This window comes from Schleiferilactobacillus perolens DSM 12744 (genome assembly GCF_001435585.1).
Lineage (GTDB): Bacteria > Bacillota > Bacilli > Lactobacillales > Lactobacillaceae > Schleiferilactobacillus > Schleiferilactobacillus perolens.
Genome location: NZ_AZEC01000010.1, coordinates 1 through 17,305, shown reverse-complemented (window position 1 = coordinate 17,305; position 17,305 = coordinate 1). Strand labels below are relative to the sequence as shown.

The 17,305-nt window shown below is 46.5% G+C and carries 14 protein-coding genes and 3 pseudogenes; 7 read left to right on the top strand and 10 right to left on the bottom strand.

Going from position 1 to position 17,305, the window contains the following annotated elements:
• Positions 1–42: 42 nt before the first annotated feature.
• The 9 genes from tnpC to FD09_RS10540 form a co-directional block, all read right to left on the bottom strand.
• Entirely contained in the window at positions 43–783 is a 741-nt protein-coding gene (gene tnpC, locus FD09_RS16935) for an IS66 family transposase (RefSeq protein ID WP_268873292.1), read from the bottom strand.
• Complete coding sequence (locus FD09_RS16930; protein ID WP_268873290.1) at positions 744–1,565, bottom strand: IS66 family transposase; 822 nt, start codon at positions 1,563–1,565, stop codon at positions 744–746. Before FD09_RS16930 ends, tnpC begins: the two co-directional genes overlap by 40 nt.
• Positions 1,566–1,608: 43 nt before the next feature.
• Positions 1,609–1,974: an IS66 family insertion sequence element accessory protein TnpB gene (gene tnpB / locus FD09_RS10570; RefSeq protein WP_057821159.1), complete on the bottom strand. Its 366-nt coding sequence runs from the start codon at positions 1,972–1,974 to the stop codon at positions 1,609–1,611.
• Positions 1,964–2,146 carry a hypothetical protein gene (locus FD09_RS10565; protein WP_057821157.1) on the bottom strand — a complete coding sequence of 61 codons (183 nt, stop codon included), beginning with the start codon at positions 2,144–2,146 and terminating at the stop codon, positions 1,964–1,966. Before FD09_RS10565 ends, tnpB begins: the two co-directional genes overlap by 11 nt.
• 144 nt (positions 2,147–2,290) lie before the next feature.
• The gene (gene pglX, locus FD09_RS10560; protein WP_057821155.1) at positions 2,291–5,863 is read right to left on the bottom strand and encodes a BREX-1 system adenine-specific DNA-methyltransferase PglX; all 3,573 of its coding nucleotides are present in this window, start codon (positions 5,861–5,863) and stop codon (positions 2,291–2,293) included.
• Positions 5,864–5,915: 52 nt separating this feature from the next.
• Positions 5,916–9,599, bottom strand: a complete 3,684-nt coding sequence (gene brxC, locus FD09_RS10555; protein WP_057821153.1) for a BREX system P-loop protein BrxC — start codon at positions 9,597–9,599, stop codon at positions 5,916–5,918.
• A gap of 11 nt (positions 9,600–9,610) precedes the next feature.
• A complete protein-coding gene (locus FD09_RS10550) occupies positions 9,611–10,192 on the bottom strand; it encodes a DUF1788 domain-containing protein (protein WP_015638639.1) in 582 nt (193 codons plus the stop codon).
• The gene (locus tag FD09_RS10545) at positions 10,192–10,791 is read right to left on the bottom strand and encodes a BrxA family protein (protein ID WP_048488337.1); all 600 of its coding nucleotides are present in this window, start codon (positions 10,789–10,791) and stop codon (positions 10,192–10,194) included. The genes FD09_RS10550 and FD09_RS10545 overlap by 1 nt, the downstream gene beginning before the upstream one ends.
• A 131-nt stretch (positions 10,792–10,922) precedes the next feature.
• Positions 10,923–11,180: a hypothetical protein gene (locus FD09_RS10540; RefSeq protein ID WP_057821151.1), complete on the bottom strand. Its 258-nt coding sequence runs from the start codon at positions 11,178–11,180 to the stop codon at positions 10,923–10,925.
• A 295-nt stretch (positions 11,181–11,475) separates the two neighbouring features.
• Between FD09_RS10540 and FD09_RS15980 the strand changes: the two are divergent.
• Positions 11,476–11,961: pseudogene (locus FD09_RS15980) on the top strand (ISL3 family transposase); the annotation flags it as partial.
• Positions 11,962–12,246: 285 nt separating this feature from the next.
• Here the strand turns inward: FD09_RS15980 and FD09_RS16330 are convergent.
• Positions 12,247–13,262, bottom strand: a pseudogene (locus tag FD09_RS16330) (IS30 family transposase).
• Between the two features lie 395 nt (positions 13,263–13,657).
• On the opposite strand from FD09_RS16330, the gene FD09_RS17030 reads away from it, so the two are divergent.
• The 6 genes and pseudogenes from FD09_RS17030 (at position 13,658) to FD09_RS10505 (ending at position 17,214) form a co-directional block, all read left to right on the top strand.
• A complete protein-coding gene (locus FD09_RS17030; RefSeq protein WP_021353390.1) occupies positions 13,658–13,747 on the top strand; it encodes a putative holin-like toxin in 90 nt (29 codons plus the stop codon).
• 509 nt (positions 13,748–14,256) lie between these two features.
• Positions 14,257–14,499 (top strand): annotated as a pseudogene (locus FD09_RS16490) (FtsX-like permease family protein); the annotation flags it as partial.
• Positions 14,500–14,741: 242 nt separating this feature from the next.
• Positions 14,742–15,140 carry an RNA polymerase sigma factor gene (locus tag FD09_RS10520; RefSeq protein WP_004559580.1) on the top strand — a complete coding sequence of 133 codons (399 nt, stop codon included), beginning with the start codon at positions 14,742–14,744 and terminating at the stop codon, positions 15,138–15,140.
• Between the two features lie 20 nt (positions 15,141–15,160).
• A complete protein-coding gene (locus FD09_RS10515) occupies positions 15,161–15,412 on the top strand; it encodes a helix-turn-helix domain-containing protein (RefSeq protein ID WP_004559579.1) in 252 nt (83 codons plus the stop codon).
• Between the two features lie 356 nt (positions 15,413–15,768).
• Positions 15,769–16,017 (top strand): DUF3173 family protein, encoded by a 249-nt coding sequence (locus FD09_RS10510; protein ID WP_057821145.1) that lies wholly within the window; start codon positions 15,769–15,771, stop codon positions 16,015–16,017.
• A gap of 3 nt (positions 16,018–16,020) precedes the next feature.
• Positions 16,021–17,214, top strand: a complete 1,194-nt coding sequence (locus FD09_RS10505; protein WP_004559577.1) for a site-specific integrase — start codon at positions 16,021–16,023, stop codon at positions 17,212–17,214.
• Positions 17,215–17,305 lie beyond the last annotated feature (91 nt).

The following is a 17,305-nucleotide window of genomic DNA, read 5'->3' as shown; positions in this document are numbered from 1 at the left end:
GCCCCATAATCTCAGTTTTTGAGATTGTGGGGCTCTGCTTTGTTACGCTAGGTTTTGAATTGCCGATGGACTGTGGACAATATTCCATGGTAAACAAGCCTCCAACTGTTCGTTTTTTGCGAAAGTTGGCAGCTCTGACACTTTTTGAAGTAGATCCTCGAGATACTGAACCGGATCAAGTCCATTTGCTTTGGCGGTTTCAATCATTGTCATCCAGATGGTGTTGGCCTCGGCACCTTTGGGACTTGTACTAAATAACCAATTTTTCCGCCCGATCACGTAGGTCTTCATGTTTCGTTCGGATGCGTTGTTACTCAAGTCGATTTCGCCGTAATCCAGCACTCGATTTAAGGCAGTCCGTTGACCTTGCGCATACGCAATGGCTTTACCCAGTTGACCTTTTGGCAACGTATCGACTTGGTCGCACCATTTCCAGAAACGTTCAATCAGTGATTTAAGTTCTTGCTGGCGCTTATTAAAGCGCTCCACGCTGGAAAGGTATTTCCATTCGCGTTCGAGTTCGAACATCTGATTAAGTAGCTTAAGTCCGATGGTCATCACCTTAGTATTGGTAAAGTCATCAAAAAACTTGCGACGTACATGCGCCCAACAACCGACTCGAATGATTGAATCGCCCAGTAAGTTATAGCCGGCGTAGCCGTCACACTGAAGCACACCTGGGAATCCACTATACAAACTTTGCGCGAATTTACCCGATCTGGTATTTGCATAGGCATAAAGAACTACCGGCTGAGGGCACGCGTGATACTTCGTGCTACCCAGACATATGATTTACTCGTCGCAGGTTTTCCGGGCTCGTTTAATACTTGATATGGCGTTTCGTCGCCTTGAAGAAAACCCTGACTCATCAAATGTGATCGCATGACATCATAGACAGGCTTGACCAGCTCGGCGCATTTAATTACCCAATTGGCAATCGTTGTTTCACTCAGTAAGACGCCAGCTCGCTGCCAATCTTTCAATTGTCTGTACAATGGCGTTGCCAGGATATACTTCTGATGAAGAATAGAGGCAACCAGTGACGGCGTGGCGATGCTGTGGGCAATGAGTGCCTTCGGCGCATCTGCTTGATAAACATGACTACATCCGTCTTCATGCTCACACTCAACACATTTGTACGATTGGACATAAACCTTCTCAACGAACATCCTTGGACGAATTACTCGCAGTTGTTCCCGCAAGAGATGCTTACCGAAGGGCTTCAAATCATGTCCGTGCTCACAATGCTCATCGTCTTTAGTAATGATGGTCGTTTTTACCGGTAAATCTTTCGCCAAGATTTCAGAACGTTTTGCCTTCGGCTTACGTTGCTGAGTTGTTTTCTCGGTTACTTCTTCGCTTTGTTCCCCAGTTTGCTCTGGGTTGGTAAAAACACTATCGTCCTCCAACAATGAGGTTTGGTTGGGATTGATTTGTTCCGAACTACGCCCAAAACGATGATGAGTTAAATAAGCCACTTGCTCCGTCAGGAGTTGAACTTGTTCAAGTAATTTGGCGTTTTGTTCGAGTGCTTGTTTAAGCAGATCTTCCGTCGTGGTTGCCATTGGCACTGCCTCGTTATCTTTGTTGGCAGTAGCTTATCACTAATCATCGCGTTTGACCATGATTACTTTTTGGCGGTCGTATCGGCTTGATTGACGATTCAATTGCCCAACCTGAAAGTAGACGAACAAGTTGCTTTGTGTGGAGTTTCTTCACCTCGTTTTGATTGGTTGGCCACTGAATGTGGCCATTCTCAATGCGTTTGTATAATAATATGAAACCATCACCGTCCCAGAATAATGCTTTGAATCGGTCCTTACGACGCCCACAGAATAAGTAAAGCGACTGATTATGCGGATCGAGTTGGTATTGCTCTTGAACGACTGCCGCCAGGCCATCAATACCGCGGCGCAGATCAGTTCTACCGCACACCAAATAGATTCCGTGAAGTCGTGTTGGATCAATGAGCATCAGTAAACACGGCTTTCATGAGCGCTTCAAGAATGTAACCTTGAATATGATTGTAGACTACGACTGACTTGTTACTGTCAATCTTGATCTGTAGCGCTTTGGTCGGTGCTTGGATTTGAGAATGCAGGGTTTTGTCCATCTTGATTTGGACGATTTCTGGTTTATCTGCCATATAAATACCTCACCATTTCGTTATGATGAGGTAAGGATACCGCCAGGCAACGGCGATTCATATTCGGTCTGTTATTGGGTGCTTACGTTGGCACATCTGTTGGCACAAAAATCCCCTCCAGATCAATTCTAGAGGGGGAAATATCTATTTTATGGGCGTCAATAGCTTGACGTCTGCTTGTACTTTCTGGTGGTTCACCACGACGCCGTCATCCAGATCAATCGCAATATGCATGTTGGCGACGTGTTGGAGTTGAGCGTCATACTTCACCAATTCTTCTAACTGTTTGCGGGTGTGGTCCCGCTGTTTAATCAACTGGTTCTTCTGGCGCGTGTTGGTCTCTGAGGCGATGAAGGTGTCCAACGTGGTCACCCGCTTTTCATAAGCAGCCTGCAGGGTGTGTAAATACGACGTGCGAATCATCGCCATCGTGTCGCCGTCGTACCGATGCAGGTACATCAATGCTTTGAAGCCACCTTGCCGACCGGAGTCCAGTTGCCAATAGATCGGTCGTTTCTGATAGATAGTCAGATGGTTCTTGTAGAAGTCGTTGAACAGATAACTCCGAATTTGATCTTCTGCTGTGTCGCCCGCTTTACCCAGTGCCTTGGCAATAAACGTGAGATTCTCTTCCAAGTGTTCTTTGCCAAAAGTAACCGTCAAAAACTCCCGGAAGCGGTGCATGATATCTCGGTCATCGCCAAAATAATCAGAGTCAGTCAGCACAATCACATCATCCGCATTGGGTTGATAGCTCGTGTACTTCGAAGCATCCCAATCGCCACCAGCAAATGCCAATCCTGGCGTATCTAGCGAGTACCGGCCAAATGTGACTCCGATAAAGTAGGACATGAAGGCACGGATATCCCGTCCTAAATCTGCTTTACGTACCGAAACCTCTTTATCGGACTCCTCTGGTGACAACTCGTCCTGCAAGCCGTACAGATCAATAAAGATCTTGTTCAGTTCTTCTTCGTTCTTCTTCAGTTGATCGAACCGATCTTGGGCCTCTTGTTTCCACTGATTGAAAGCTGCTTCCACGGTCCAATTTCGATTATGCTCAGCGATATGAAACATGTAGGGATGATAGTCAAATTTCCAAGATTGTTCAAAATTGTTCCATTCTGTTTTTGAAATCAAAACGTTTGCTTTTGAAAGGAAAACAATCCTTTGATTTGAATCGGCCTGTGTGTTGTATGGTATCAGCCCAACTTGTCCATTTGTGAAATGAATTGTAGGCATCATTAAAGCTGCTATAGAAGCGAACACTTTTGAATTCATATAGGCTAACATCGAAAAGAGATTGGCCCCAAAATAAGATGGTCCAGTTGCATCAAAGATAAAGCCAGAAGGTGTTAATCGAGCAGACAGTTTTCCAGAAGTAACGTCAGACCAAGAGACAGAGGGTTTAAAATAGAATTTTTCGTTCCTAATATTTGCCTTTCCATTTCTTTTGATAGCTGATCCATTCTGACTCCAATTTATAACGTATTCGTGGTTCCCATACCATTTACGAAATTTGCCTCCTTTATTAAGGGGAATCCAATAATCTGCTTCATTATTTACTTCAAACCATAGTCTGTAAAACTTCGTATTTTCACCTGTGTCAAGACCTTTTTTAGAGAATCCTATATCATTGATTTTCTTAGGCAGCGAGAAAACTTTTAAAACTCGATCTGAAATCCAATAACATAAAGGACTCCCCGGAATCTTCTCAAAGTTCGTTTGGTTAGTTCGATAGAGACCCTTGCAGGAGGGATCTTTCACCATTTCCAAATACGCGTCCTCTTTAGCCGTTTGAGAAGGAGCATTCACCAATCTCTCGTATGTGCCGACATAACTCGGTATAGACGCATTTCTCATCACGAACGCAGTTGATTGGACCACTTCGCCCCCAATTTCTTCAAACGCACGGGTACCCAAGTGAGCCATATTGATGAGCACATTCTTACGGAGCTTAACCCGTAGTTTTTCAAAACTAGACAGGAACATCCACTGGTGCTGGGTAATAAGTGCGTGATATCCATTTTGGACATTCAACTTCTGTGCCAATTCCATAAAGACAGCAAATAAATCTGCTTTACTGTCTGGATACTCCCTTTTGACAAACTTTGAAAGGCTCGGTGTCATTTTGCCAGACCCCATATAGGGTGGATTTGTTACTACGATTGTGTACTGGGCAGCCAAGATAGTAAGCACACGGGTGATGCGGGACATCTCTTCAAAATTGAAATTTGTCGTCGCAAAGGAAAGCTGTGCTGATTCTGGCTCTGTGGCTGCACTCGTTTGGAGTTCAGATAGTATTCCTTGATCGAGGCTAGGCTTGATCAAGGAGCCGAGAACATCGCCCCGGTTGAACTCCTTCACTGTGCCCTGAAAGGACTTGGCTTGTTGCTGTGGCAACTGATTAGCATAGGCTCTGGTTAACTCGTTGAGATCATCATTGAGAATATTAGTTTGCGGAATATCCGACAGTTGCGGATCAATGGATTGATTCAGTGCGCGCCGGTCGTATTGCCGGAGCTTCATCATCACTGCAAAGTAGGCGAGCTGGTAGGCACGCCGATCAATGTCTAGACCAAACAGGTTGTTGGCAACAATGCTATTGGCAGCCTCTCGTGCTGAATAGCCTTCGCTTTGATATAACTGCATGAAGACATCGAATGCATAGATCAGGATGTGGCCAGAACCCATGGCAGGATCTAAAAAGGTGATCTGTTGAAGCTTCTTGCCTGACAGATGACTATTGAAAGCCAATAGTTGTTGCTGAACATCCTCAGTTTGCTGAGCAGCGGGCATGAAATATCGCCAACCGAAACTCTGGGCAATATCCTGTTCAGACCGTTGATCACCGCGTGTATGGAGCACATCGATCCAATAGCGGCCGAGCGAATTTTCAACCAAGTACTTGACGATCCAATCTGGTGTGAACAACTGAGTGACGGCTGGAATATCTGATGCCGCGTACTTGCTTTTTTTGAAGGCAACGTCTTTGGGTTCTTCATTGTAGTATTGGTACAGCCATCCAATGATCTCGACCTGCCCCTCCTTCTCCACGTCAAAATCATCCCGCGGCACCTCGGTCACGAGTTCCTTAATCACCCCATTCTGATAGCTGGGAGTGAACAATAATTGGAAGGCATCAGTTGTTTTCTCAAACAAATGGGGTAAATTGGCGTTCAAGGCGTTGGCCTGCTTCAAAAACAGTAGTCGATACGCATTATCCATCGCCGCTGGCTCTTGAGTTTCTTGCGCATGTTGAATGAGATCTCGCTGCTCATCAGAAAAGCCGCCAAGATCGTCTTCAATTTCCAGTGCATGCGCCAAAATATCCGGTTCTGCCCGTCCTTCTTCGGAAGAAAGCACGGCAACCCGGCTTGGCAAATAATGGTTCACTTCCATGAATCGTAATGCGATGATCCGGTTGAACCAGGTGTATGACGCATCTTCCACGAGATTATCATAGGCGGTATGCCAATCATCCTTGGCTGCCGCGGTCTGCAACCGCTGAACTAAGCTGACCCGGCGCGACGTATCCCGCCCACTGACCCCTTCCGTGTCGTTTGGCACATAGAAGGCAATCTCAGCCGTCGATGTTGGCAGTTTCTCTTTTACACCGTCTCTGGTGATCCCCACTTGGGTCAGCTTTAACTCAACACTCTCGATGAGCTCGCGGCGGGCTTTCACCGCGAAATCATGAATCTTCTTTTTATCCATTGCGATTCCTTTCAAAATAACGGCCACTCCCACGAATAGCCGTTATTGTCTGCTAGAGGGTAAACTTCGTGATCTGGTTTTCTTTAACTTGATCCAGCAATGCCTGCCGAAGCTTCTCAACATACCGGTTTACGTCATCTTCAGAGGAAATGGACCATTCCCGTTCAATGGGGAGTTGATCGGCTTCAAGATACTTAGTTTGAATAACAACAGGCGCTACAGGTTCTGGTTGAGGCGCCGGATTGGGGTCAGGAGCAGGAAGCGGATCCACAAGCTTAATGGATTCCTCGTCTGAACTCGGCTTCGGGGATACTTTCTCCACCTCAGCCAGCTTCTGTTCTTCTGCTAGTCGCTGCTCCTCATTTTCCAAGCTCTGCGTAATGCGCCTTAACACCGCATCAGCTGCTGCCGGTTTGGCCTCTAAGCGCGTCAGATCTGGCGCTTCCTCAGCCTCGGTCATAATTCGCTTGATCTGCTCCGTCAACGTCGCCAGCCGTTGCTGTTTGAAGTCATCTCCGGTGGAAGAATCGTTAATCCGCTGTTTGGCCTTTTCATTGACTGCTTGGATTTTGTCGGTCACTTGTTTCTGGTGATCGTCCATAATCTTGGCAAAGGTATCCACAAACTTCTGATGAACACCATCAATTTCTTGGATAACACGTCCAGCTCGGTCCTCATTCAGCAGTTTGTTCAGCTGCTGGTAGTCCTCGGCCAAAGCCGTGCTGGTGAAGAAGTCATGGGATGCCTTGTACCGCGCAATATCATCCAATCCCCGCGTCCAAATTGTCTGCTGCTGATCGCTGAAATAGAAATCCATGATACCCTTGTCGCTCATGTCATCCGCCCACTGCAGCAAATCATCATAACGAGTATGAATCTTGTCGTAGAAAGTTTCCGCATCATTAATGGCCAGTAATTCACTGAACATTTTACTGCCTTTTTTGAGCAGTTCATGGCCCGGGAAGGAACTATTCTTTTGATCAAAGAACTGCAGCGTCCCATTGTCCTTGGCAATCTTCTCCTTCAATTCAGCCACCATCAGATCCGGCTGAGCTGCACTGAATGACCGCTTATTGAAGACCTGATCGGCGACGTCCTTCATTTCCCGCAGATAACGCGGATTGATGTCTTTCTTCACCTGAATCGAAATCTGTTCCGCGTATTGCTTCTTGGTCAGGAAATTGGCAATATCCTGAGGCTTGTACGCCGGATTGACCGGAGAAAGTACTTGGTCCTGTAGATTAGCCTGAATCTTGCCATCCGCCAGCAGCTTGGCCACCAGCCATTCGATGTCGTCCTCAATATAACCATAGGGAATGGCCTTGAAGTTGTTCAAGATGGCCTGCAACGTAACATGCTTGTCCTTTTGCATCGTCCGCTGGAGCCAGCTGTACACTGTTTGGACCGCACGCTCGTTTTCCTGCGTGGATACTGCCAACTCATTATCCTGATCCAGGATTTGCGTAATATCTGACGACGACTTGGCCGCATCAATGAGTCCTAAACTGCGGTACGTATCATCCACCAACATCTTCAAACCATCTGTGAAGCGCCCCTGGAAGTCTTTGCCGCCCTCAATCTTATGTCCGGCAACATAAACGTCTGCTTGTTCCAAGGCCGTCATAATCCGCTCCCGGGCCTTGACTAACAGCTGCTGCCGTTCAGCAGTCCGCTGTTCCTTGATAAAGTTGAACCGAGCGTCGGCATGGGCGTTGCCAAGCATGACAAATTTCCCAATCTGCTCCGCCCGCCGCAAGTCGCCGAGATAGTCGTCCGTGCTCGGCAGATCAACCACGATCTTATGTTTAGACGGATCCATGGACAGAAGCAGCAGGTTGGCTTCATTCCGATTATTGGCGCCATCCAAAGACGTGATGACTTGGATCGTCATGTCATTGTTGGTCCGCCCCTGGGGAGTTTCATCCACGTATTGATTCAACGTGAAATTGTAACGGCCTTTCAGCTTTGGGTAAGTGTACTTATTAGTAATGCCCGTTTTCGGATCGAAAATGAAGTTGCCCATCCGATCTTCCAACTCGCCTGACAGAACCTCTTCCCGGCTGATGGCCTGGTTGACTTCCTGTTCCGCATCGGTCAAGAATTCGTAGTTATCCAAGTTTTTCTCGACAAACCGTTGCTGCCGCAGAATGGCTAACGCATTCTGGACCTTTTTCTGCAATTCAACCCGATCAGTATCCACTGAGTCAATCATCAACGTCACGATGTTGTTCAGCGTCGCGTCAAAGTCTTTCAAGTACTTGACCATGAACAGTGCTTTCAGTACTTGGACGTTGAAGTTATCTTCTTCATGGGTGGGATCAACGGTGTCGTTGTCCACCGCGTGGGCAATCACGATGCTATGGGTGTGGTCCAAGAACTGGCGCAGGCCTTCAAAGAACAAGCTGAATGGCACCAGTGCCGTATCCTGCTGGTCCATGATAGCTTCCACAGATTCCTGGAACAGGGACAGCATCGACCGTGCACCTTCAGACAAGTGCTTACCATCAGAGCCGTGGGTCCGGACCGCTGTAAGCACATTTTGCAGCAAGTTAAACTGATACGGAACGAACGGATACGTCGCCGCAAAATCTTCCCCTGAACGGAACTTAGGCCGATCCACGCCATCGTCAAAATCAATCATGTTATTGATTGCGGCTGCGTTAGCCTCGTAGTCTGCCGCAAGTTGTGTTGTAGCCGGCTCTGTCTTTGCCAACAGCCGCTTGCGAATGACTTCGTCCACGTTGGCCGAACTCATGCTGATCTTGGTCGCAAACCGGCCTTGAATCTTGGAAAAGTCCTGACCGCTGATTTTGTCCGTAATAGTATCAATAGCCTGCTGGGAAGAAACAACTACCCAAGCCTTACCATGGGTAGCTGCCCCCAAGTCCTCAACGACGGTTTGCAGGTTAAGCATCCGCTGGGTACTTTCTCCAACAAACTGGCCGACTTCATCCACCAGGAAAACGACCCGCTTACCGGTCTTCTTGATATAGGCGGCCACCAGTTTAGAGAAGTCCTCAATACTGACTTGATAAGATGTCGTCAATTGATCCATCAAGCCCTGGGCATCCTCTTCACTGTATGCATCGACTTGCACTAGGGCATCTTTGATCGTGCCTTTCTTGAAAATGGCATGATCCCGACCAACCGTCCAATCCATGTGAGTGTTATCCAACTCCGTGAACTTGTCCTTAAAGGCGTCGTACTTACCCTGCGCAACTAGTTGGCGCTCCATTTCAGCAATCCAAAAATTGGTGCTCGAAAAGCCCTGCATTTCGTTAAACACTTGCAGGAAAACATTGATGATGGCATTGTCATCTGACTTGGCACCAGTCTTAGCTTTGGAATCAATATTGAACAGCACCACGTCGGTTGGCTGTTGCGCAGCCAGCTCAATACGGTTGATCGTCATCTGGTCATTGATTTTCTCTTTGAAATAATCAATGGCGCTCTTGCCGTCAACTTTCCGATCCTCCAACAGATAGGAAAGGATCTTCAGAAAGTGTGATTTACCAGAACCGAAGAAACCGGAGATCCAGACCCCCATTTCATCAGTATCATGGTTGATGCTTTTCTCATAGGCCGCAAAGAAGTCATCAAAGTGGCCTTTCAATTCTCGGGTAACAACGTACTCGTCCAGTTCTTGCTTCACGTTAGCGTCTGCATCCTGGCCAACCTTGATGACGCCTTGGATATTTCGATCAATCGGTTTAACAAATAAGTCGCGTATTTGCATTGTTATCTCCCCTATTCGAAATGAAACGCGCGGTAGTAGTTGTCTTCCTGCAGCTCCCCGAAGGCCTGCAACCGCACACTGTTGTAATTACCTGGATAGAACATCATGACCGGAATTTGGTCAATGACCTGGGTCATGGTGTTCAACACCTTGTGGGCCCGGATAATTGGATAAACCTGCCCAACACCGGTAATGAACACGATGGTGGGACCATCTTTGTTCAAATGGTCGCTGATATACTGCACCACTAGGTTGTGTTCCTCGTTCATCTCCATGATGTTGTTCATCCAGTCAATCACTTGGGTGATACCATTACTTTTTTCCAGATCAATGAATGCTTCCCGGTAGCCGAACTGATCAACAATCGTCAACATGATGGTGAACAGGTCGAACACTTGAATGGTGACACCCGTGGGCGCCGCTTTTTCTTGGCGGATAATATCGCCAATTTCGCCGCGGACATATAGTTCTTTCTCGGGATCATAATCGAAAATATAGTAACCAACCTCGTTCGACAGGCCCCGATTCTCTTGAAATGACTGCGTTTGGATCTTTTCCCGCAAGTCCTGAAACTTCTTCTTCAGTGGTACCATTACGACGTCCTCCCCGTCAGGATTGCTAAGTAATCCAAGTGGTTTTCTTCGCGCAGCCGGTCTGCCAAGCGCTCATCGAGCAAATAGTTTTCAACCACCAGTGTGTCCTTGTAGTCCTTAACGATTTGGGCCCGGCGCAGATACTGCGCCACAGTGGACTGCAGTCTCCTCAATGTTTCCTCGGTCCAATGGGCAGCCTCTTTATGCGTCAACGGCAGTTTCTTAAAAAAAGCTGCCATTTCGTAAGCTTCAATCTGTCGGTCACCCAGGATTAGTTCCGGACGGAAGACGTCATACATGAAGGCATACATCAACTGCTCCGTATTCATGATGGCGATAAGATTCATAATGCGCTGATTGACTGGATCGAGCTGATCAAAGAGTGCCCGCATCGCTGGCGTGAGTGAGCCCACGCGCCGTAAAACCACACCGGTCGTGGTGATCAGCCGGGCATGGGAGGAGGCATGGAACGTATTCTCTGCCAGGATCTGTTGGCGCAACACTGTGAAATCATCGTTATCGTTAGCCATACCCATTGCTTGAACAAATTCTGTGAACCAAAACTGGAATTTAACCGCTCCGGCCGATATTCGTTTCATGTCTACCTTCCTTGCTTGTGAAATGTGAAAAAGTCACTTGTGAATCGTTTACATGTGTGTCAAAATACATTTTACTCGTTTGGACTTAGTATACCAGATGGACGGCTAAATCGTGCGTCCCATCAGACTTTTCACATATCCCGTGGAGAATCTGGAAATCCAAGAATTCCTTTACTCACAATGCCAACGGCACCGGCGAAAAGTTCATTGACGGCTACTCGATAAGCAATACCTCGTCTAGGATTGAGCAGAGTTAAATACTGAATTGCTCGAAACTGCGGTTCGCCACTATAGTATGCCATCAGATAATACATCAGAACTTGAAAGGTCTGCGTCTTATTGGGTTGGTGTGAGGACACCTTTAAGTCAATCAACTCACGATTTGTCATATAGTCAATCTCCCCAAGAGCCTTCGGTGCACGAACCTAAACCCCCTGGAAAACTAAGGGCCCATATTTTTCAAAATATTTCTGGACCCTCTTAACCATTCTCCGAATGTTCCAAATTGTATCTGTATTTGGAATGGCCATTGTATTTGGTAAATTTGGGTCTAGAATTTTTGGTGTTGGAAAGTATTTCCATTCCAAAAGTACTAGGCCCTTTTTAATAACAAAAAAAGGCATCTAAGCCTCCCTAGTGCTATGCTTTAAGCGACGAAACTCAAGATAAGCGGGGTAGGAATAGATGTCTCAACCAGATAATACACTTAAATTACTGGGAATTACAGACACAAACATTCAGGTGTTCGGTACTCGTGAGGAATTTCATGGTCGGGGCTCGGGTCGCAAAAAGTATTTGGTCATCCAGGCAGAGCTTACCTACACACTCAGGCGCTATCCCAGCTGTGGATACAATACGTTGCACCCTAACGGACACAAGCTCACTCATGTCCACATTGCAGGACCCATAGACCGGCCCGTAATTCTAGAGCTAAACAAGCAACGCTGGCGTTGTAGTAACTGCCATAGCACTTGTACGGCCACCACTCCAGTGGTATCAACCAACCACGCCATCGGTCACGGACTAGCGACTCATGTGCTGAAGCTAGCCAGTAAATCACTCCCGGCTAAGACTATCGCCAGTCTCACCGGTATTTCGACAAACTCAGTTCAGCGTATTTTAACGGCTAATATTCATCCACACGCGAGCCGCCGGTTACCGATTAATCTAGTGGCCTAATTAAACAGCCACTACATACAATAGCTATTCGTCTTAAGTATGGAGATCCCGTTTATTACTTATATCTTTTTTTATCACCAAGCTTTAGACATTATGTTTATAAAGTTGGAACTGGTTTAAAAGTATTTGGGATAAACTATGATAAAGTTCAAAAGTATTTTTCAATCTTTCCAGATGAAAAAGAACAAAAATACATTGAACAACTCTTGTTTTTGATCCTCAATTTTCAAGTCAAGTGCAACGATGATAACGAATTCTTGATAGTGGTCTAGGCTGTTACGCCATGCATCGGTAGTAATCGCATGGGCGAAGATAGTTCAGAATACGTCTGGGACGATGGTTCAGTGCGGATTGGACTGCTTGAATTTCAACCAGGGTAACTGCTCTTAGAGACTTCCCTTTCGGGAAGAATTCTCTAAGCAGTCCATTGGCGTTCTCGTTTGTGCCACGCTCCCAAGGCGAGTACGGATGTGCGAAGTAAATCTGGGTTCCAACAATCTCTGATAACTTGGCAAACTCGGAACCATTGTCAAAAGTGATACTCTCAAATTCCTTGGCCCCGTAGTCGTCGATCGTGTCCTGCAAGGCTTTAAGGCAGGTGCCCGCATGATAGTCAGGAATCTTGACGATGATCTCAGTCCGGCTGTACCGTTCTGTGAGCGTCATTAATGCTGGCTCATCAGCTAAGCGAATACCTTTGACCAAGTCGCCTTCCCAATGCCCCACGCCTGTGCGGTCATTCACGGCCGCAGGACGCAACTCGATTGAGTCGCCGTATATCTTCTTATTCTTGCGCTTGTGGGCGTTCTTATAGCCTTTGATGCGGCGTCGGAGCTTCTTGGGAAGTGTCATGTTGTCTAGCTCAAGCAGCCCGGCGTCGATGTAGCGATACACAGTTGTCGTTGAAGGGCAAGCCTTGCCCTGGTCGCGATAGAAGTGTACGAAGCTATCAACGCTGTGTACGCGCGGCTTACGAGTAAGCTCCTGGCGAGAGCCTTGAAGAACGCACGGCCGGTCTTAAGAAAGGCGTAGTGACCGGTTCTATCGCGTTTACGGTCGTGCATGGCTTGGGCAGTTTCCGCAAGATAGACTTGATGCGAGTGACGCTTCGAGTCGAGCTGAGTTACAGATCCACGCGTGATTTCTCGTGAGATTGTCGCTTTACTGCGATGAAGCTTCTGTGCAATCACGGTCGCGGTGTCACCAGCAGCCTGAAGGGCCTGAATTGTAGCACGGTCGCTAAAACTGAGTTGTTGGTAATGCTTGTGGGTGTTAGTCTGAGAGTGGGTCATGAAGATTCCTGCTTTCTTGTTTAGCTAGCACTAACAAGAATAGGTCTTCATGGTCTTCATGGCCTTTATGGTCTAGTCGTCAGGGTGTTGCACTTGAATTGTAAACTGGGGCTCTTGTTTTTGACTGATCATCTTATCGCTGCCAATCAGCGTAAGCTTGAAAAACTCCAAGAACTTAAAAAAGGGTATCTACAAAAGATGTTTTGCTGATTCTTAATTTGATCAATTTAGGATCCTATGAAACTCCATGACTTAATTTTTGTTGTGCTTGGTCAATACTTAATTCACCTGTATAATAGATTACGCAGGAAGTTTTAAGGGCGGTGGCTGTCTTTTCCCTTGCGAGGTGAGGCCCATGGGAACATGGAATAATCTTCAGGAAGGTTTCACAGTCAATGAGCGTCTTCCAGACACTCTCGTTGATGTTGCTGTTTGGCACGTTTTTAATCGCGCTCCTCAGCTATATCGACAAGCACCACAAATAAAAAAGCCGCCCTGTGTAACTTTGGTAGAGGTCACAGGACGAGCTAAAATCGTTTATTAAATTTCTGGGTCTAGAATTTTTGGTGTTGGTAGTAATCAACACTGGAGATGCTAGACCCTTTTTAGATCGAAACAGGCACACTAGTCTAAGTTCAAAAGCAACACAAAACCAAGTTAAAAACCGTTGTTCAGGATGATGGGGCTACAGAACGATGAAAGTATCAGGTTAATCTCAACGGTATCAATAAGTCCCAGAATACAAAGGTCTGGCAACATACGTTGCGCCTATTCTGGCACAAACCAATCAACAAACATTGGCCGTGCAAGTTGATTCATCAGTTTGTGATCCACGTTTCTAGATTATATTGCCTTCGAATGAACCATTAACCTGTTGGTAACCAACTCACGAATAACAGAGTGGTTAATCATCGATGGACAAATGCATTCTGGAGCTTATTAATACCGTTGAAATTGATAAATTGGGGCTTGACAAGGGTCACTTCATAACAGACGAGAAGTTCACCGAACAATTAACAGCCAATTATTGACGGTGTTCTATTTGCCCTTACTAGTTGCCATCATTCACGTTGGCGTTGCATTACCCTTTGTTCAGCGTCTGCTACGCGTCTTCGGTCTCACAAACTGGTACTTCTTCCTCAATGTCTCGCTGATTACATTAGCCATTCTGGCGCTAGTATACGTTCTTGTCTACAAACTGACCCGAAATATCTACTACCGGGTTGTTTCCGAATGACCACCATCCTCTCGATAAGAATCTCTCCCACGAACAGCTCAAAACACTGATTTCATAAGCTATTGATTAAGAATTGACCTGTATGCATTCACTGCTACCGGTCGATTTTTTTCGTGCAGCAATTCTCCATCAGGTAATTCAGGTAATTCGTCAAAGAAATATTTAGAAATCGCTTTCATAAGTGACCAGAAAATTTGTCTGGAATTATGTAGCCCAATAAATCAGACGAGGAGGATAACCCAATGAGTAGTGAGCAAGAAGTGACGCGAATGTTTATTTGCTATGTACAACAAGCCCTCAAAAATGAACGAATCAATCGGTATAAGGCCTCTCTTCGGCAAATCAAGGAAATACCACTGGAGGCCTGGATACTGGAAGAAATCGAAGATTCCTATCATCTCGATGAATTCAGGTTGACCGATGAGGAAATCGAGCATCTTGAAGACTTCATCGAAAGTGAGAAATTATCAAGAGCAGTTTCCACCCTTTCTTCGACAGATAAAACGGTCTTATATCAATATTATTATGGCGAACTCAACGACGTCGAAATTGGCAACCGTAGTGGCAAAACAAGTCAAGGAATTAATTATCGGCGTCAGCGTGCACTAAAACGAATTCGGGTAGCATACACAAACCTGTAATGGATGCGGAGGCATATTCGATGCATTACTCAGAGATTGATAACCTAGTACCGGTTATTTTAGCAGTTCAGGAGGACGACAACAACGCTATTACGCTCTTGCTTGAATTATTTGGTCGTGTTATTGACTACGAGGCCAGATACGGGCACCGGCATATTGATCCGGATTTGAGGCAAGAGCTTCAAATCAAACTGATTTACATTGCAAAGTGTTTCGATGTTGAGAAGCACCTTGCAATGTCTTCAAAAAAAATCGGTCAGAAAAAAACATAAACTTTTTTCGCCATCTCTTTCATTTCACCCCGCTTTCGTTGTCTGTATATACGAAGCGGGTTTTTATTTTCCCGCCAACGTTCTTTGACAACTGAATGGCATCGTTCAGCAACGTAGGCCTCACAACGCCATGACCTCTCACGAGCGAGCGATTAACCAGTAGGCTGGATACTTGCACGTCACCCTGACGAAACAAGGGAGAGAGGCTCTCTTTAAAATCCTCGATAGCCGGTTGGAACCGGGCTGAATGATGACGAAACACGTATTGTTTTTTGCACCAGGTATTGTTGCACGTAACTTTTGGATGGTAGACTGGAGCATCGGTACGATCCGTGCTCCCCGGAAAGGAGAAGAATATGGTTCACGTGATCACGATGACGAAACACGAACTGGTTGCTCTTGGGTATGGTGCCTCACGCGCACAGGACATTATTAGACGCGCTAAGCTGCTGATGGTACGCAAAGGTGTTCCCTACTACAAAAGCCCGAAGCTCGGACGCGTACCGGTAACTGCTGTTGAAGAAATACTGGGTCTCCAAATTAGCACGCGCACGTTGGCGGAACTCGCCAAAACCATGCACTCCAAAGCAACAAAGGAGAAATAAAACATGGCTACAACTAAAGACCCAATCAAAACACGCAAGAATGGTACTTTCTACTTCCGCGCCTACCTCGGTGTTGACCCTAAAACAGGCGAGAAGATCCAGAAGCAGGTTGGTGGCTTCACGACACGTCGTGATGCACGCAAAGCCTACAAGGAAATGGTCGGTGGCAGTGTAGAGAAAGTTGTCGCGGAACGTGACCAACAACACATTCAATTCAAACAATTCTGGGAAGAATTCTTTCTTCCGTGGTACAAGAACCAAGTGAAGCCGCAAACCTACGACAGTCGGCGTTCCAGTTTGAAGCACTTCAAGATGTTTGAGCACATGTACATGGACAAGATTAAGCCGGTGGACATACAGAAATGGCAGAACCAAATGACCTGTCAAGTAAGTAAAAGTTACACTCGCTTAGTCCAATGCATGCTATCACGCGTCTTTCAACGAGCCATTGTACTCGGCTTCATGAATGAGAACCCCACCAAGACCGTCGGCAACGTTAAGAAAGTGAAGAACCAAGTGGACTTCTGGACGAAGGAAGAATTCGAGGCGGTCATTAAGACCTTCTATATCGAAGACTTCTACCAGCACTTCTGCTTCTTCACTCTCTGGTTTCTGTTTATGACTGGTATGCGCATTGGTGAAGCAACCGCCCTGCAATGGGACGACATCGACTTTGAGGAAGGCACAGTTCGGATCAACAAGACGCTGTGGTTACGCAGCTACACGAACTACTCCTTCTCCACACCGAAGACCAAAGCCAGCAATCGCACGATTCCACTGGATGCAAAAACGCTTGAGCTTCTCTCCGATTGGAAGAAAGCACAAGCGCTTGAGTGTAAAACTGATTTTGTTCTATCGTTCAACGGCGTTCCTACTCGCCGGGATCTGGTCATGCGAATCATCAAGCGGCATGCAGCTCTGGCAGGAGTCCATCGCATCCGCGTTCATGCTTTACGGCATTCACATGCTTCGCTATTGATCAGTCTGGGTGAGAACCCACTGGTGATTAAAGAACGCCTCGGCCACGAAGATATTCAGACGACGCTCGGAACTTACGGGCATTTATATCCGAATATGAACTTTGAGGCCGCCAAACGGCTGAATGGTCTAGTCGAAATTTCGACCGCTAAATCAGACGTGGCGCAGGTTCAAAACAACGGTGTTACCGCTGGACTTGCACCAGAAGTTGCACGATAGTTGCACGAGCGGGGTAGTCAGTCATCAAAACGTTGATATGTCAACGTTTATAAGCGAATTCTGTCTATTCCCACTCAATCGTCGCATCGCT

Excerpts from the sequence above, each read along its gene's own strand:
- FD09_RS16930 (WP_268873290.1), bottom strand. The coding sequence starts at position 1,565 with ATGGCAACCACGACGGAAGATCTGCTTAAACAAGCACTCGAACAAAAC.
- tnpB (WP_057821159.1), bottom strand. The coding sequence starts at position 1,974 with ATGCTCATTGATCCAACACGACTTCACGGAATCTATTTGGTGTGCGGT.
- FD09_RS10565 (WP_057821157.1), bottom strand. The coding sequence starts at position 2,146 with ATGGCAGATAAACCAGAAATCGTCCAAATCAAGATGGACAAAACCCTG.
- pglX (WP_057821155.1), bottom strand. The coding sequence starts at position 5,863 with ATGGATAAAAAGAAGATTCATGATTTCGCGGTGAAAGCCCGCCGCGAG.
- brxC (WP_057821153.1), bottom strand. The coding sequence starts at position 9,599 with ATGCAAATACGCGACTTATTTGTTAAACCGATTGATCGAAATATCCAA.
- FD09_RS10550 (WP_015638639.1), bottom strand. The coding sequence starts at position 10,192 with ATGGTACCACTGAAGAAGAAGTTTCAGGACTTGCGGGAAAAGATCCAA.
- FD09_RS10545 (WP_048488337.1), bottom strand. The coding sequence starts at position 10,791 with ATGAAACGAATATCGGCCGGAGCGGTTAAATTCCAGTTTTGGTTCACA.
- FD09_RS10540 (WP_057821151.1), bottom strand. The coding sequence starts at position 11,180 with ATGACAAATCGTGAGTTGATTGACTTAAAGGTGTCCTCACACCAACCC.
- FD09_RS17030 (WP_021353390.1), top strand. The coding sequence starts at position 13,658 with ATGAGCGTCTTCCAGACACTCTCGTTGATGTTGCTGTTTGGCACGTTT.
- FD09_RS10520 (WP_004559580.1), top strand. The coding sequence starts at position 14,742 with ATGAGTAGTGAGCAAGAAGTGACGCGAATGTTTATTTGCTATGTACAA.
- FD09_RS10515 (WP_004559579.1), top strand. The coding sequence starts at position 15,161 with ATGCATTACTCAGAGATTGATAACCTAGTACCGGTTATTTTAGCAGTT.
- FD09_RS10510 (WP_057821145.1), top strand. The coding sequence starts at position 15,769 with ATGGTTCACGTGATCACGATGACGAAACACGAACTGGTTGCTCTTGGG.
- FD09_RS10505 (WP_004559577.1), top strand. The coding sequence starts at position 16,021 with ATGGCTACAACTAAAGACCCAATCAAAACACGCAAGAATGGTACTTTC.